The organism is Ruegeria sp. D7 (assembly GCF_056534355.1).
Genome location: NZ_JBQFPG010000006.1, coordinates 216,986 through 234,431, shown reverse-complemented (window position 1 = coordinate 234,431; position 17,446 = coordinate 216,986). Strand labels below are relative to the sequence as shown.

General features: G+C 54.7%; 9 protein-coding genes and 1 pseudogene. 7 read left to right on the top strand and 3 right to left on the bottom strand.

Annotated features, from left to right (window positions below):
* Nucleotides 1-149: 149 nt before the first annotated feature.
* The 3 genes from ACRZ9U_RS11315 to ACRZ9U_RS11305 all read left to right on the top strand — a co-directional run bounded on the left by ACRZ9U_RS11315 (nucleotide 150) and on the right by ACRZ9U_RS11305 (nucleotide 3,736).
* On the top strand, nucleotides 150-1,145 hold the full coding sequence (locus tag ACRZ9U_RS11315; RefSeq protein WP_170407854.1) for a helix-turn-helix domain-containing protein: 996 nt from the start codon (nucleotides 150-152) through the stop codon (nucleotides 1,143-1,145).
* A 317-nt stretch (nucleotides 1,146-1,462) separates the two neighbouring features.
* Nucleotides 1,463-2,479, top strand: a complete 1,017-nt coding sequence (locus tag ACRZ9U_RS11310) for a GlxA family transcriptional regulator (protein WP_170394570.1) — start codon at nucleotides 1,463-1,465, stop codon at nucleotides 2,477-2,479.
* Between the two features lie 108 nt (nucleotides 2,480-2,587).
* Complete coding sequence (locus ACRZ9U_RS11305) at nucleotides 2,588-3,736, top strand: amidohydrolase (protein ID WP_170735870.1); 1,149 nt, start codon at nucleotides 2,588-2,590, stop codon at nucleotides 3,734-3,736.
* A gap of 89 nt (nucleotides 3,737-3,825) precedes the next feature.
* Here ACRZ9U_RS11305 and ACRZ9U_RS11300 read toward each other — a convergent pair whose 3' ends face one another.
* A complete protein-coding gene (locus ACRZ9U_RS11300) occupies nucleotides 3,826-5,805 on the bottom strand; it encodes a bifunctional 2',3'-cyclic-nucleotide 2'-phosphodiesterase/3'-nucleotidase (RefSeq protein ID WP_170407851.1) in 1,980 nt (659 codons plus the stop codon).
* 145 nt (nucleotides 5,806-5,950) lie between these two features.
* Nucleotides 5,951-6,164, bottom strand: a pseudogene (locus tag ACRZ9U_RS11295) (hypothetical protein); the annotation flags it as partial.
* Between the two features lie 355 nt (nucleotides 6,165-6,519).
* Between ACRZ9U_RS11295 and ACRZ9U_RS11290 the strand changes: the two are divergent.
* The 3 genes from ACRZ9U_RS11290 (at nucleotide 6,520) to ACRZ9U_RS11280 (ending at nucleotide 11,258) form a co-directional block, all read left to right on the top strand.
* A complete protein-coding gene (locus ACRZ9U_RS11290; protein ID WP_480760921.1) occupies nucleotides 6,520-7,851 on the top strand; it encodes a nucleotide sugar dehydrogenase in 1,332 nt (443 codons plus the stop codon).
* A 360-nt stretch (nucleotides 7,852-8,211) separates the two neighbouring features.
* A complete protein-coding gene (locus tag ACRZ9U_RS11285) occupies nucleotides 8,212-9,951 on the top strand; it encodes a type I secretion system permease/ATPase (RefSeq protein ID WP_170394562.1) in 1,740 nt (579 codons plus the stop codon).
* Nucleotides 9,951-11,258 carry an HlyD family type I secretion periplasmic adaptor subunit gene (locus ACRZ9U_RS11280; RefSeq protein WP_170394559.1) on the top strand — a complete coding sequence of 436 codons (1,308 nt, stop codon included), beginning with the start codon at nucleotides 9,951-9,953 and terminating at the stop codon, nucleotides 11,256-11,258. The genes ACRZ9U_RS11285 and ACRZ9U_RS11280 overlap by 1 nt, the downstream gene beginning before the upstream one ends.
* Before the next feature lie 20 nt (nucleotides 11,259-11,278).
* Here ACRZ9U_RS11280 and ACRZ9U_RS11275 read toward each other — a convergent pair whose 3' ends face one another.
* The gene (locus tag ACRZ9U_RS11275; RefSeq protein ID WP_480887534.1) at nucleotides 11,279-13,192 is read right to left on the bottom strand and encodes a dockerin type I domain-containing protein; all 1,914 of its coding nucleotides are present in this window, start codon (nucleotides 13,190-13,192) and stop codon (nucleotides 11,279-11,281) included.
* A gap of 349 nt (nucleotides 13,193-13,541) precedes the next feature.
* On the opposite strand from ACRZ9U_RS11275, the gene ACRZ9U_RS11270 reads away from it, so the two are divergent.
* The gene (locus tag ACRZ9U_RS11270; RefSeq protein ID WP_170407847.1) at nucleotides 13,542-17,396 is read left to right on the top strand and encodes an Ig-like domain-containing protein; all 3,855 of its coding nucleotides are present in this window, start codon (nucleotides 13,542-13,544) and stop codon (nucleotides 17,394-17,396) included.
* Nucleotides 17,397-17,446: the final 50 nt, after the last annotated feature.

The following is a 17,446-nucleotide window of genomic DNA, read 5'->3' as shown; positions in this document are numbered from 1 at the left end:
ACCTAATCTGCACATGCCCGCCAATGACCGAATACATGGACGCAGCAGAATAAACCTCAATCAATAAACCCCCGCCAACTGGCGGGGGTTTCAATCCGAGTTCGGGAACGACTGCTCGCGGCCGAAGCGCTAAAGAAGGTGGAGGAGAAATGAAGCATTATGTCCCTGCAAATGACCATGCGCATTTGACCGAAACCACGTTGGCAAGACCTAAACGAGATCATCATATCGAGATCATTCTTTGCGAGGCCGAAGCGGAAGCATCGGCAGATATGCTGGTTGATTTCTATCGTGCCCTGAATGAACTGAACGAAGGCCATACATACATTACAAATATCCGCACCATTGCCGACGGCGCGGCGGGCGGACCCTTGCACTGGGCCGGGCGAACCGCGATTTTCTGGGGGGACATCTACAAAAGCTGGCCTCTGACACCGTCGGACAAAACCTGGATCGCCCAAGTATTGAACCTGTCCTACCGATCAATTCTCGTTGGCGGAGCAGCGTTTCTTCTCGCCCAGACTAGTCGCGCAACCAAGCGGATTGCATCGGTTCACCCCAATTTTTCTGCCGCAGCGCAAGAGGTTGGCCTGATCGACGTCGGTTCGGGTACATATTGGTCCTCAGATAGCCGCACCCATAGCGCATCAACCAGATTGGGCACGTTGCGTTTGTTGTCCGATTTTGTTGCCTTTGATCACGGCGAGCATCTGGCCGAGTCAGTACGCAGCTATATCGGGTTGGCCGACAGGCAAACTACATGCGCAAGCCAACTGGCAGCTCGATTGATCAGACGTTCAAAAGCCGACCCAACGGTGCGACAGGTTGTTGAAAAGATGCAGAACAATCTGGAGGATCCGCTTAGGATACCGGAACTTGCGATGGCGCTTGGTGCATCAACGCGCCAGTTACAGCGGCGGTTTCTGGACAGAACGGGTGTAAAACTGCTGACGACGTATCGGGAACTTCGCCTAGAACGGGCCTATGGTCTGCTTCAATTTACCGAGATGACCTATCTTGAAGTGGCGACCGCTACGGGCTTTTCTTCCACAAGTGCATTGGTGCGTGCGTTCCGGGATCACTATGATGCATCGCCCGAAAGTGTACGAAATCGGCGATTTGCAGGCAAAACTCAGGCTGTTTAGCTTGATCGTGTGAATCGACAGCGCAGTCGAATGCGGTTGATATCACACTGGGCCTGAACTTTTGGCATTCACCATTCATGAGGTTGACGACAGATACGATTGTTAGTCCAGTTAACAATGCTTTGCCACCGGCCCAAATATTGGCCCGGCTAAATCCTCAGTTGCCGTCTTTCAGACAAGCTCGCAGCTACGCGCTGGCCAATTGTTGTCGTAGGACCTCTCGCTTGAGATCTGCGAAGTTGATACGCTGGTGTTTCGATCGATACGATATTGTACGGGCCGGTTATCCATCCAGGTCCGCACTGGGAAAAGAGAGCATGAAACCTAGGAATTTCGTTCCGAAAGGGGCCGCGACGTTCGACATCGATTATGACGGATCATCCAACGAGATCTATTTTCTGTTGCTGCCGAAACTCACCATGCTTGCCTTTAGCGCAGCGGTTGAACCGCTGAGGATCGCCAATCAGGTCACCAACAAAGAGCTCTACAAGTGGTTTCTGATCTCTGAGGATGGGAACCCTGTTCGATGCTCCAATGGAGTCGAAATAGCAGCTGACTTGGCTCTGCATAATTTACCGCGATCATCCAGATTGTTTGTGTGTTCAGGGATCGAACCATCGGAAAGCATTAATTCAACGATCCTTTCGTGGATCAGCCGTCAGAAAGCGTTTGGCTGCAAGCTTGGTGGAATTTGTACCGGCGCATTTACGCTGGCCAAGGCAGGCATGCTGACCGGCAAGAGGTTCACACTGCATTGGGAAAACCAACCCGCCTTTGTTGAACACTTCGAACACCTGACACCATCGGCTAACCTGTATGAGATTGACAATGATCTGATGACCTGCGGTGGAGGTAACGCGGCAACCGACATGGTACTGGACATGATTGAAACCGACTTCGGAAAGGATCTGGCCATCATCGTCTCGGACATGTGCATCCACTCACGATCCAACAATCAAAAAACGCTCCAGAAATCCGCGTTTTCTGTCGCGTTGGGCAGTCGGAACCAATACCTGATCAACGCCATCCAGATCATGCATGAGAATCTGGAAGAGCCTCTGGATATCTCTGAGATCGCCAAGATCGTTCAGATTTCTCGCCGACAGTTGGAGCGGCTGTTTCAAAAGTATGTCGAGGTTTCCCCGGTACAATTCTACATCGAGTTGCGTGTGGCGCGCGCCTACGCGTTGCTAAGCGAAACAGAAATGACCGTTGCTGAAATTGCGGCCGCCACGGGTTTCGGCAGCGCGACCCAACTGACAGTTCGGTTCAAGAAACGATACGGCGCAGCGCCGACTTCATTCAGGCGGGGCTGGTCGGGACAGAACGATTGAGAGATGCCGTGCCGGTGGACCCGTCTGCCATCGTACTCTACCAATCAGGGCTAGAGTCCGAGTTCGCCCCGCTCGGATAGCACCTATAATCTGGGAACATTAACCGCCATGGAATTGAACCAACCCGAACTTCGCCAACTTAGGCGGTCATTCCACAGACACCCCGAATTGGGCTTCAATGAAACGAAAACCAAAGCCAAAGTTGCGGCGCTGCTACGTCAATACGGGCTTGAAGTTCATGAAGGCGTGGGCGTGGTGGGTATCCTCAGGGCCGGTCAAGGCAACCGCGCGATCGGATTACGCGCAGATATGGACGCGCTACCCATTCAGGAAGCCAGCGATCATGATTACGTGTCACAAAATCCCGGCATTATGCACGCCTGTGGCCATGATGGTCACATGACGATGCTGTTGGGCGCAGCAAAGACTTTGTCCTCGGATCCCGGTTTCAGCGGCACGGTGGTGTTCCTGTTTCAACCGAATGAAGAGCTTGGCCTTGGGGCTAAAGCAATGCTGGAAGAGAATGTCTTGACGCGATTTCCAATCGAAGAAGTCTACGCCATACATAACCTGCCCGGGGCGCCCGCCGGACAGATGTCGACCCGAACTGGGCAGATCTGTTCCTCGGAAAGCCTGTTCGAAATTACGATCAAGGGGCAAGGGGGTCATGCGTCCATGCCGCAGGCGGGGCGTGACGCGCTGACGATCGGGTCCGAGATCGTTCTGGCGCTTCAGACAATTGTTGCGCGCAAGCTGGCCCCGGGCGCCGGGGCGGTTGTGTCGGTGACCGAATTTCTGACCGATGGGCAGCGCAACGTCCTGCCAGGAACCGCGACGCTAAAGGGTGATGCGCGGGCACGCAGCCCCGAAGATCGAAACAAGATCGAAGAACACATCCGCAGGATTGCGCATGGCATCGCATCCGCCCATGGCGTTGAGGTCCAAGTGGATTTCAAAACTGAGTTCATCGAAACGATCAACGCACCGATCCCGACCGAAGCTGCCATCCGCGTCGCGCAGCAATCCGGACTGGACACCCTCCCCGATCGTCAGCCGATGAGTTTTTCAGAAGATTTCGCGCATTTCTGCGAAGCCGTACCCGGCTGCTTTATTCTGCTGGGCAACGGTGAAACTGGCCCGAATGGGCAACCGCTGCATTCGAATGACTACGACTTCAACGATGCGTTACTGCCGATCGGCGCGGAATACTGGGCAAATCTCGTGCGCGATAGGCTTCCGCTTCAAGATGAAGACTGAACGGGGCCCAGCAACATAGCACCTTCGAACGGCCGTCAGATGAATGATCTAAGACGGCCGCTCACACTATAATTTGGACCTTACCCTTGCTAGAGCCTGATGCGGAATGCCGCAAACCCATCAGCGCCTTCACCGGCATCCTCGATGGTGACGCCTTTGACTTCGCCCATGTAGTCGCGCGCCTTTGGACCAGTTTCAAACAACACGGTAGTGTCAGAAAGCGGCGCGAACGACCAGTTTGCATCGGCCTTGGGATCGATTGTTCCTAGCTCGACGATATACCGCACGATCACGTCGCGGTTGGTGTCAGGGGCTTCGAACACGACGGTATCACCCATTGCGCCCGGGAAAGAGCCGCCGCCCGAAGCGCGATAGTTGTTGGTGGCAATGATGAACTCCATGTCATCCGTGACCGCCTCACCGTTGAAGGCCAAATCTACGATACGGGCTGCATCCGGGTTGATCTCTTCCCCCTTGGGTCCAAAGCGCGACGGTTGCGATAAGTCGATCTGGTAGGTCACACCGTCCATCACGTCGAAATTGTAAGACGGGAAGTCCGGGTTTAGCAAAATCGCATCCTCTGATCCCGCCTCGATCTGGTTGAACATACCCGCCGAGCGTTCCAACCAACCCCGAACCTGTGCACCGTTCACCCGCACCGCGCGCACGGTATTGGGATACAGGTAAAGATCAGCCACGTTTTTGATCGCAACATCGCCCACCGGAACATCTGTGTAATAGTCCGGGCCGCCGCGCCCCCCTGCCTTGAACGGCGCTGCAGCCGATAGAATGGGCAGACCTTCATGTTCGGTGCCCTTCATCATCTCTTCGACGTACCATTTCTGCGCGATCGAGACGATTTGCACCGATGGGTCATCTGCGACCAGCGCAAAGTAGCTGTGCAGCGGGGCCGATGTCTTGCCGACCGCGCGGCGTACATAGGCCAGTGTTTCGTCATGGTCTTTCGCGACCGAGTCCAGCACCTTCTGATCGTCGCCAACAAGTGCCGTGATCGAACGATCTTCGTTGCGCTTTGAAATCGGGCGCGCTTCAGACGTGGTCGTCACCACGCGCCATTCGTTTCCGTCGCGCTCAAGCAGCAGGTCCAGCAGGCCAAGATGCGACCCCCAGAAGCCGCCCATCACCGCCGGTTTGCCCATCAAGGTCCCCTTGTCGACATCAATGCCGGGACGATCAGCAAAGGTAGCGGACGGGAATACGAGGTGATTGTGCCCGGTCACCAGCGCGTCGATGCCATCGACCCCTGCCAAAACGACTGAAGCATTTTCCATTCCATCAGCGTGATCCGCATCCCCAATGCCGGAATGCGACAGGGCGATGACCAGGTCGCAACCCTGCTCTTGCATCTCGGGGACGTAAGCCTGCGCAGTTTCGACAATGTCACGCGCCTGCACGTTGCCTTCCAGATGCTTGCGATCCCAGTTCATGATCTGAGGCGGAGTAAATCCGATGACACCAACCTTGATCGGATGCTTGCTGCCATCCCCCATTTCAATCTCACGCTCAAGGATGGCATAGGGCTTCACCAGAGTCGTATCATCGCGGGGGGACGCCCCAGTCTCTTTTGCAACATTGGCCAGAACCACGGGGAATTCTGCACCAGCAAGCGCTTTTTCAAGGAAATCTAGGCCATAGTTGAACTCGTGATTGCCCAAAGTGGCAGCGTCATAACCAACAGTATTGAAGGCAGTGATGATCGGATGGCTGTCGCCTTCTTTCATGCCACGCTCATAGGCGATGTAATCGCCCATCGGATTGCCTTGCAGAAAATCTCCATTATCGACGAGCAGCGAATTTGTCGCCTCGGAACGAATCTCATTGATGATCGAAGCGGTCCGCGACAGCCCGACAGTATCGCGCGGTTTGTCCGCATAGTAATCGTATGGGAACACGTGAACATGGATGTCAGTGGTTTCCATGATCCTCAGATGCGCCTGATTGTTGGCCGCCGCCGCCGAAAAGGGATGCAAGGTGATGGCAGCAGCGCTGGCGGTCGTAGTGGCAAGAAACTGACGGCGCGAAATCAAACTACGATTGGAATAGGACATAAGGCACCTCTCAGGTTTGTGGATCGACGCGTGTTCTGGATGCTTTTCACAACAAGGGTATGACAGTGAAGATCTTTGCATCAAACATGTCGAACTTGGGGGGTAGGATCCTAAAAGCCTATTGTATTGAATTGCACAGTCCAAGTCACTTTACGCACCAAAGGCGATTGCAGCGAACTGCCCCCATCGTCAGGCTTTCCAACCGATGGATGGCGGTTTCCGCGAGAGCGATGGCTGAGTGACAGACAGCGGTCAAAGCGCGTCGCAACGCGCATTGGACCCTTGAGCCTATCGGATATGATCTCGATGCGGTTTTGCCGTCTGTACCGACGCTTGTCATATTTGACCGGGGTCTTGCGCGGACCATAATCGGCAGGAGCGGCACGTCAGCGCATATCATTGTGAATGAAAAAGACTATTTCTCTCAATACACACCTATCGTCGAACCGGGGCTTTCTAGGCGACTTCGGGATGAAGGGTCTAGGCGTGCTATCTGCGCGTCAGCCAGCCGATGAACTCAATCATGATTTCAGTTCAATTTTCCAATCGGGAAAAAAGTGAAAGCTGCAAGTCAATGGCTTCCGAACTTGACGAAGTTACAATGGCCAAAACTGTTTGCAAAGCAAATACCCATTGCCTTTTCCACCAAAGCAACTAGTAGAGACGCGACTTCGTATTCGGGCCCCCTCTGACTTTCCTGCGCAGACTTAGATAATGAGCGATTTTGTCATGACACAGACATCACTGGACAACCTGCTACACAAACTTAATGCGAAGCAGGCTGTGATCGGGATTGTTGGACTGGGATATGTCGGACAGCCCCTGGCCCTCAGATATACCGAAATTGGATACCGGGTCATTGGCTTCGACCTGGATGCCACAAAGGTGCAGGACTTAAACTCCGGTCACAGTTCGATTGAGCATATCGACGATGCCCGCATCACAGCGGCACGGGAAAATAGGTTCGAGGCTACCACGGATTTTTCGCGTATCGCTGAGGCGGATGGCATTATGCTTTGCGTGCCAACGCCACTCAACAAATATCGCGAGCCTGATCTGAGCTTTGTCACCGACACGTGCGATCAGATAGCAGATCATTTGCGTCCGGGTCAGGTTATTGCGCTGGAAAGCACAACTTATCCAGGCACAACCAAAGAAGAAGTTTTGCCTCGGCTTGAGAAGAACGGCCTCAAGGTCGGCGAGGATATTTTTGCGGTCTACTCACCTGAACGGGAAGACCCAGCCAACCCGGATTTTACCACCAATACCATCCCAAAGGTTGTCGGCGGGCATACAGGCGCCTGCCTGAAAGCGGGTATCGCGCTTTATGAACACGCAATTGATAAACTTGTACCAGTAAGCTCGACTGAAACTGCCGAGATGACAAAGCTTCTGGAAAATATCCACCGGGCGGTAAACATTGGCCTTGTGAACGAGATGAAAATCGTTGCTGACCGCATGGGGATCGATATTTTTGAGGTTATCGACGCGGCCGCGACCAAACCCTTCGGGTTCACGCCTTACTATCCGGGTCCGGGACTTGGAGGGCACTGCATCCCTATCGATCCATTTTACCTGACCTGGAAAGCACGTGAATACGGCATCAACACACGCTTCATCGAATTGGCCGGTGAAGTGAACACGGCGATGCCGGAATATGTGTTTGGCAAACTCGCCAATGCGCTGAATGATCGCAGCAAAGCGATTCGTGGCAGTAAAATTATGGTTTTGGGCATCGCGTACAAAAAAAATGTCGACGACATGCGTGAGAGCCCTTCTGTCAGCTTGATGGAGCTGATCCGAGACAATGGCGGAGACCTCAGCTACTCGGACCCCCATGTGCCCGAGTTTCCCACGATGCGGGAACACTTCTTCGAATTGTCATCTGAGACCCTTACCCCTGAGGTTCTGTCGGAGCAGGATGCAGTTATTCTGGCGACTAATCACGATGCCTTTGATTATGAGTTGATCAAAAAACACGCGAAGCTCCTCATCGACACCCGCGGTAAATACCGTACCTCTGAGCAAAATATTGTTCGTGCTTAAATGAAACTGCGACCGGCTCTGCGTAGCTGGGCCGGAACATCTGGCGGATGGTACTTAGGAACGGCTGTCGCTCGTATGACCGCTTACGCGGGACCAAAACTCTGAATGGTTTGACGGTGTCCTAAGCGCTGGATGAATGCGCTGAGAATTGGACCCGCAAGGAAAAAATGTCGGCACTTTCCTGCCATTCCAATCAATTCATAGGTACGAACACCGCCTAAACAACTGGCGGCGCATGAAACGCGCGTTGTTCCGGTGCAGGTAGGCAGATATAGTTGCGGGAAATGTCAGGCCGCCTTCGGGTACAGGAAGATTGGCTGTTGACGAGTTCCAATTGTGAGCAATCAAGGGCCAAAACGCGTGAGCTTGAAAAACCGCAACACCCCGCCTCAGCGCCATGAGCTGCGAAAGGTGCGTAATCAGGGGAACAGTTTCCTGGCGCTTGCCTTCATTTTCAGCGTTTTTGTCAATCTGCTTATGCTGACCGGACCGCTGTTCATGCTACAAGTGTATGATCGGGTCCTTGGGTCACGCTCGGTCGAGACTTTATCAGCGCTATTTCTGCTTGTCGCGCTGCTTTATGCGCTGATGGCGATGTTGGACTATGCGCGCGGCCGAATTGTGGCTCGGTTCGGAGCGCGATTTCAATCGGCACTCGATGAACGCGTGTTTGAAGGGACCATGCGACGCGCATTGTTCCCACAGGTTCGATCAGCGCCTGCGACTGCATTGCGAGATCTGGAATCGATCCGTGCATTATGTGCCTCGCCCGTTTTGTTGGCGGTAATGGACATCCCTTGGACTCCAATCTTTGTGGCTGCAATTTTCCTGTTCCACCCGTTGCTAGGCTGGTTGGCCGTCGCAGGCGGAACGCTTCTGGTTGTTATCGCCCTACTGAACCAAGCGTTGACCCATCGCAAAGTGGCAGATGCTCAAATCGCCTCTGCCAAAGCAAATGCATTTTCTGAACACGCCAGACAAGCTGCCGAGGTCGTCAGATCTCAGGGCATGCAGGAAGATGTCTCAAAACGCTGGTTGAACCAACGCACCGAGGCGCTTTCTCAATCCATATCCGCAAGCGACTGGACCGGCAGCTTTACTTCGTTGACTAAGTCTCTGCGGCTGTTTTTGCAATCCGCCATGCTGGCGCTTGGCGCGTTGCTGGTTCTGCGCAACGAAATGACGCCCGGCGCTATGATTGCTGGCACGATCCTTCTAGGTCGCGCTTTGGCTCCGGTCGAAATGGCGGTGGGTCAATGGTCGATGATCGAACGCGCGCGCACGGCATGGATTAACCTGAACACATTTCTTGATTCAACGCCCCCCGAGGCGTCGCGCACCAAACTGCCTGTTCCCAAAGCACATCTTGTCGCAAAGGGCCTGACGGTGATCCCTCCGGGCGCGAAGACACCGACACTACGGAACGCGGCACTTGAGTTGCGCCCCGGCACAGCTCTGGGTGTGATTGGTAAAAGTGGGTCTGGCAAAACGACCCTAGCCAAAGCGTTGTTGGGCCTTTGGCAACCGGCGGCAGGGGAAATCCGTTTGGCCGGCGCTACACTTGATCAATACGACCCTGATGATCTTGGGCAACATATTGGCTATTTGCCCCAGCAAGTGACCCTCTTTAACGGAACGGTTGCTGAAAACATCGCCCGAATGTCACAAACCCCTGATCCCGAAGCTGTAGTTGCCGCAGCGAAAACAGCCAATGCGCATGAGCTGATTCTGGGGCTTGAGAAAGGATACGATACCTTCCTTGAGGGCAATGACAGCCAGCTTTCCGGTGGGCAGAAACAGCGGATTGCATTGGCGCGCGCTCTCTATGGTAATCCGGTATTGTTGATTCTGGATGAGCCAAACTCGGCCCTGGATGCAGACGGAACCCTCGCCCTGAACAACGCGGTCCGCGAGCTCAAGAGCGCGGGCAAATCCACGATTATCATGACGCACCGGCCTCAAGCGATCTCGGAATGCGACGATCTTGTCGTTGTCGAGAAAGGCCAGATCGTCAAATCCGGTGGGCGCGATGAAGTTTTGAACACGATGGTCCAAAACGCCAACGTTATCAAAAGGCACCTGAACAAGGTGGGTGAATAATGGCAGACAAGAGTTCACGTCCCGTTTGGAGTATTAAAGCGCCCGCTTTTGTCGGCCTTTTGGCTCTGGCAGTTTTGATCCTGGGACTGGGATTATGGAGCGTCCGCACTGAGCTGGCCGGTGCTATTATCTCGCAAGGTGTGATCGAAGTTCAGAGCAATCGTCAGGTCATCGAACACCCCGATGGTGGCGTTGTAGGCGAGATATTCGTACGTGACGGTGACGCAGTGGCGCGTGGGGACATGATGCTGCGGCTTGACGATACGTTTTTGGCCTCGGAGCAAACGATCGTGGAATCTCAGCTATTTGAGTTACTTGCCCGAAAGACCCGGCTAGAGGCTGAACGGGATGGTGCGAACGCAGATACGTTAAAGCAAAATCTGCAAGAGCTCAAAGCCCGCGAATCGATCGACGACGATCTGTTGGAAGGCCAACAACGTCTGTTCAACGCCAGGTTGGAAACGCTGACCCAGCAGATCGACCAGCTTGGGAAACAGAAAATACAGATCCAGAACGAGATTGAGGGGACGCAGGCGCAATTGGCGTCACTGAATACTCAGGTCGAATTGATCAGAACGGAGCTCGAAGATCAGCAAGGTTTGCTTGATCGCGGCCTGACACAGGCCAGCCGCGTTTCTGCATTGCAGCGGGAAGAGGCAAATCTAACAGGGCAAATCGGCAGCCTCGAATCCACAGTTGCGCGACTGACAGGCCAGATCGCCACGACCGAGATTCAAATTGTTGAATTGCAGGCCACGCGGCGCGAAGAAGCCATCACCGAGCTTCGGGATGTGCAGTCTCGCGTTGTAGAACTGGCGGAACGTCGTCTTTCTCTTTCCGAGCGTTTGTCGCGTCTAGACATCCGTGCACCCGTCGCTGGCACAGTTTATGACAGTCAGGTTTTTGCCATCCAGTCTGTGATCCAGCCGGGTGAGCCGATGATGTATGTAGTGCCGCAGGATACGCCCTTGTTGGTCGCAGCACGGGTGGATGCGTTGCATGTGGATCAGTTACATCGCGGACAGGAAGTCGCCCTGCGCTTTCCCGCATTCAATCAACGCGACACGCCCGAGCTGAATGGCCGTGTGATCAATGTCTCAGCAGATTCATTCACAGATGAGACGAGCGGCTTTACCTTCTACCGTGCTGAAGTTGTGCCTGACGAAGGACAACTGGACCGTTTGAATGGTCAGGAACTGTTGCCGGGTATGCCTGTCGAAGCCATGATCAAAACTGATGAACGCACTCCGCTTTCCTACCTGGTCAAACCATTGGCAGATTACTTCTACCGCGCGTTTCGAGAATAGCACCGATCACGCAATCGCATTCAAACTGCCTCGATATTGCCAAGCAGTATTGAGGTCATGTCGACCGACAGATCACTATCAACAATTGTGACCTCTGCTCCGGTTTCGTAGGTGACGTTGCTGCGTGAAATTCCGGATAGATCCGCATTTGCATCCAGAAAAACCCACTCAGCGTTGTGCGCAGAAGGCTGGCCGACCGCAACCTGAAGAATTGCCAGTGCATCCAACGCGTTTACCGATCCGTCCCGGGTGATATCGGCCGCAATGTAATTTTCGGCCGTTGCCGGACCCCATGTCGGATCAAGTCCAACCGACATGCGCAAAACCTGCAATGCATCCAGCGCTGTTATCTCGCTGCTTGCCGTTAAATGAGATTTGATGATGTCCAATTGGCCGGAAAACGCGCCGTCTGGTAGATCCAGATCAAATTCACCTTGTGCATTTGCCTGCGCAACAACTGCAGACCCTCCGTCTGGGGTGAACCGGATTTCAGCATTTCCCAACGCTGCGTTTGGAGTCGTCGAATTCAGCGTGAACCCACCAGCTACCCCGTCTGATGAGTTGTTATCCGGCCCGCTACCCAGATTGACAGGAATATGATCGGGACCACCAAACCCTGCGCCGAATACCTGCTCATTTGTCAGGGACGTGCCATTAGCTGAAACAAGTTCTATCGTTTCGTCGCGATAAGCGATTTGGGCGCCTCGAGCGGTGGAAGTGAAATCCAACTGCGCTGGGGTGCGCAGAAAAGGATAATCAGTCAGATCCAAACGGTCGGTGCCGGCCTGAAAGTCCGTGATCACAGTCGGGCCACTTGTTTGACGGATCACAAAGATGTCCGCGCCAGCACCACCCGTCATGGTCGTGGAACTGGTGCCCGTAATCAGCATATCGTCCCCTGCTCCGCCGTCCAGAATAGTGTCCAGTACACCGCCTTTTAGCATGTCGTCCTGCGCGGTTCCGGTTACTGTTCCGAACCCTTCGGCAACAATTCCAAGGTCGGCAATCGATACGCTCAGCTGAGTGAGCCCTGCATCCTGTTGAGATGATACAAATATCTGCAGCTCATCCCCCATATGCGCAACGCTGATCGTTTGGACATTTTGCAATCCACTGTCCAGGGTATCAGCAAAACTATCCATATGGATGAGCTGCCCGTCCGGCGTCATTGTAAACAGCGTGATCCCATCATCCCCGCCCCCAGCCACCACGAAAACCCGACCATTAACTTCAAGAATTGAAAGATCCTGTACGGCCCCAAACCGGGTATGCAGGGTATCCAGAATATGATCCGTCGGCTTTAACTGCCCGCTGGCGTCCAATTCCATAACGCTTAGCGAATTGCTCTGCGATCCGGCCACAACAATCCATGACTTTCCATAGGCTTGAATTGTCTCAACCGCCGTAGGAGAACTGATGCCCAGCGTTTGGATATCGTCATTACCGGCAACCTCAGAGAGCACGCCACTGCCTTGATCGATCGAATATGACGAGATTGTTCCACTGGTTGCATCTGCGCCGACAATGAAATGATTCGAACCCGATTGCAGGGTCTGAAGCGTACTGGCAGACGCGTTGATGCTATGCGCCGGGCTCAGCGATCCATCACCATTGATACTATAGGTGCCGATCTGGCCTGTGTCCTCATGCGCAAGCGCAAGCAAGTCGCCAGCCCCAATCGTTACCTGGACCGCTGCAGCAATATCCCCGCCGCCCGACAAGGCATTGGTTTCTTGCAAGGCACCGATAGTGCCATCCGCGTTTAGTTCATAACCCACAAGCCCTGTGGCAGTATCGACGTCGAGGACCAGTTGATCATTGCCCGCCAGATGAATCGGGGTTCCGCTGTGCCCGACCTGATAGGCAATCGAGGCATCGAAATATTGTTGGTCCTGTTCTTGTGGGCCAGCCCCCTCCACAAGGCGCCAAGACACGAGCCCTCCCCCGGATCCGCTCGTGCTGTAAAGATACGTTTCCCCGTTAAACGTTTTTAAAGCCGTATCGCCGATACCTGAATCGAGCGCTGCGGTCCCCGTTGCCACCACTCTTTCGAACTGAAGCATCATCGCCCGTTACCCCCTGCCACCCCTGGCAACACATTCAGGATGAAGCGATGTTCGGTTCTGAACCAGAACAGAAATGTGGTGAAAACAAGGACTTCAGTTCCAGATTAACTCAAATTTTTCGCAGCGGTCGAATGGCTCAGAAGATCAAACCACAGACCAGATCGGCCGAAAACAGCATATCACGCAACGACCAGCGTCCATCTAATGAGAGGGCAAAATGACCAAAGATACCGTTTCGACCAATAAATCGACCACGGACGCCGGGCCCGATGCGCAACGTACGCGCCATATCCGCAAATGGTTCGAAAAAAAGCTTCAGCGATGGGTAGGACGCGGGGTTGCTGGCGGCCTTGGCTCGACACTATTCGCATTACCAGCTCTTGCGCAGGCCACCGATGAACAGCTTGCGTCTCATCAGTTTGCTGAGTCAATTCCGGGCGTTCGGGTGGCAAAGCTGCTTTCGAATGGCGACGTGCAGCTGAAACTGACAGATGGGCGGACGATTGTTGTCTCTGCCGAGAACGTACAGATTCTGGAAAACGGCACCATAATGGTCGCAGATGAAGTCGTCGGCGAAATTGCACAATTAGGTCTAGCCGCAGAGGCCGCAGGTGCGACCGCAGCGACCGCAGGTGGCGTAAGCGGTGCCGGGCTGGCCTTGGGCGGGCTGGGAATAGCCGGTGCTGCAGCTGCCGGTGGCGGAGGCGGCGGCGGTGGAGACAGCGACGATGAAACTGATGCCGAACCCACCGTTACCCCCTCACCTCCTCGACCGCCCAGCCTGAACCTGGCTGAGCTGCAATCAAACGCATTGAGCAATCTCAGCAGCCAAACAACAGCGCCGGATGGAACAACGACTGTCGAAGTTACCATCGGATCGGTGACAAAATCAGTCACTCCTGCAGGCGACGGAAGCTGGAGCGTTTCACTGACGCAGGCCGAGGCAGCGGCCCTGCCTCAGGGGATCTCGGATGTTTCCGTGCGCCATCTGGATGGTAGCGGGATGGAGCTATCGGCTGAAACCGCAAGGTTCGACGTTGATACCATTCCGCCGGTCCTGACCATCGATACATTCTCGGCGGGTGCGGTAATGAATGCTGCAGAACAAGGTACAAATCTCGAAATCTCTGGCACAACGGATGCCGAGAATGGGCAGACCGTAACGGTAGCGATTGGTGGGCAATCCTATAGTGGCACCGTTTCGGGCGGCGGCTGGAGCGTTTCGGTGCCCGCTTCAGATCTTACCACGCTGCCAGACGGGTCAAGCGTCACGGTGACGGCTGATGTATCGGATCGCGCTGGGAACCCAGCAGCTCAGGCCAATGGAAGTTTTGACACTGATCTGACCGCGCCTGATCTGACATTAAACCCAGTGGGTGGCGGTTCAATAGATCTGGCCGATGTCGTTGGGGATCTTGTCTTGTCGGGCACGACCACAGCTGAAAACGGCCAGATGGTCAATGTATCTTTCGACGGTCAGGATTACACGGGTTCTGTATCGGGCGGCAGTTGGTCAGTGACGATCCCGAATGCCGATTTGTCTGGTTTGACTACCGCTGTGCCCGCATCCGTTTCAGTTGCCGTCAGCGACACTGCAGGCAATCCGGCAACACCGATATCAGTATCCGTTCCGGTCGATCTTACGGGCCCATCAATTGCAATCACTCCCTTGTCGGTCGGGGCTATCCTGAATGCGGTCGAAACCGGATCTGACCTGGTCGTAAGCGGGACAACAGGGAACGTAACCGACGGGCAGCAGGTAACAGTAACCCTTGATGGGCAGACTTATACCGACTCGGTCTCGGGCGGCAGTTGGAGTGTGACAATCCCCAGCGCCGATCTCATTGCGCTTGCCGATGGCGGAGACTTCAATATCACAGGCGACGTGACGGACGCCGACGGCCTTGTCGCCCCGCAAGCCAGCGTCAACTTATCCAAAGATGTCACCGCCCCAACTCTGAGTATCGACAGTTTTTCGGACGGAGCGGTTTTGAATGCTGCGGAACGTAGTACGAACTTGACCATTGCGGGCACTACATCCGCCGAAGATGGTCAGACAATCACCGTAAATCTGAACGGCCAATCCTACACTGGACAGGCCTCAACCGGGGGTTGGTCGGTGAGTGTCCCCTCGGCGGATTTGGCGGCGCTACCCGATGGGGCCACGATCAGCGTGACAGCGGATGTCTCGGATGCCGCCGGCAATCTGGCGATACAGGCGACCAACAGCTTTGACACGGACTTCACCGCCCCGTCGCTCGCCATATCATCACTGTCAGGTGGAGCGGTAGTCAACCTGACCGAACAAGCAACGGATCTGGTGATCTCGGGAACTTCTGATGCGGCCAATGGTACGCAAGTTTCGGTACAGATCATCCAATCCGGAGGTGCGATTCTGACCGGCGGAACCGCCACTGTAAATGGTGGCATCTGGACATTCACAGCGGCTGCTGCCGATTTGAGCAGCCTGCAGGACGGGCAAACGTATGACGTGAACGCCTCAATCACGGATGCGGCTGGCAACACGAATGCTGCGACTACCAGTTTCAGCACCGACCTCAGCGCACCAACAATTGCATTGAACCCGCTTTCGGTTGGATCGGTTCTGGATATCGTTGAACAGGGAACAGACCTCAATGTGTCGGGGACAACAAATGCCGAGGACGGGCAGATTGTAACGATTAGCCTTAATAACCAGACCTACAGTGCGGTGGTTTCCGGTGGCTTGTGGAGCACAAGCATTCCTTCGGCGGATTTGGCCAGTTTGGCCGATGGAGGCAATTTTGCGATCACGGCATCGGTTCAAGACACCGCAGGAAACCCGGCAAACGATGCGACAATCATGTTGGCCACGGATTTCAAACCTATCCTCTACATCGATGATCTTGGTGCCAATAGTGCCGTGTCGCTGAGCGATGCACAAAACACTGGAATGACCGTATCAGGCAGTTCCGCAGGCCTGTCAGCCGGACAAGCGGTCGATGTTACACTTAACTCGGTCTCGCTTGGTTCGGCGACGGTTGCGGCCGATGGGAGCTGGACCCTGTCCGCGCCTGCCGCAAGCTTTGCCTCGATTGAAGCGGGAGACGCCCTCGATTTCGCGGCACAGGCGACAGTCGCAGGCGGCCCCGATCCTGATCCGGTGTCCGAACACGCGATTGCTCATGTTCCGGCGGCCTACACCATCGTTGAAGCCGATCGCAGTGGAACGACAGTGACGTTCGAGGTCTACGCAGATTCCGATCGCGATATCTCAAGCGGTCTGGCCTTTACCGCCGAGCTGGGGTTCGATCCTTCGGTGGCGATCTACGATAGCGGCTCCGAGACAGAAAACCCTGACTTCAATCTCTTTCTGGCTAACCCGAATGGAGGTTCCGCAATCAGTTTCGCGGGCGCGGCCACGAGCTATGGGGACTTATCGCAGCCTGTGGTGACATTTGCCATGACAGTTCAGGACGCGAGCCAACCCATCGTTTTGACGTTGACCACTCCAGACGGAGGGCCATCACAGCTCCATCTCGGCACCAGTGGGAATGATACCATTACGGGCTCGGATGTTGATGATGTCATCCGCGGCAACCAGGGCGACGACACCATAGATGTGTCCGGGGCGGGTCGAGACGTCATCGTTTTCGAAGCTGACCCATCTTCAAATGGCATTGATACGATCAATGGTTTCACACTGGGCCCAGCAGCCAGCGTTTCTGACGCCTTGATGTTCCAGGGGTTGAATACCACATCGCTTCGCGGCGACGGGACCGGTGTGGAGACCTTGGTGGCCGGCGGCACAATTGGTGCCAACACCGGGTTCGTCGGGCTGGAGACCACGCTTTCGGACCTTGATCTGGATACAATCACTAGCGCAGCCGAAAACCTGAATGGTGCTCAATCAGGTGATGAGATGTATCTGCTGGCAACGGACGGCACTGACAGCATTCTGGTCAAGGTTGACTACTCTGGCCCAGATTCGGCGTCGGTCGAAGCGCTTGCACAGTTCGATGGCCTTTCCGATCTGAGCAGTTTGTCCGACGACAACATCCTGATCACTGACCCAACTGGCGCTTCAGCCTAAACGGCGCTCGTAGCTTGGGGCGATGCACAAATGTAGCCTCGCCTCTTCAG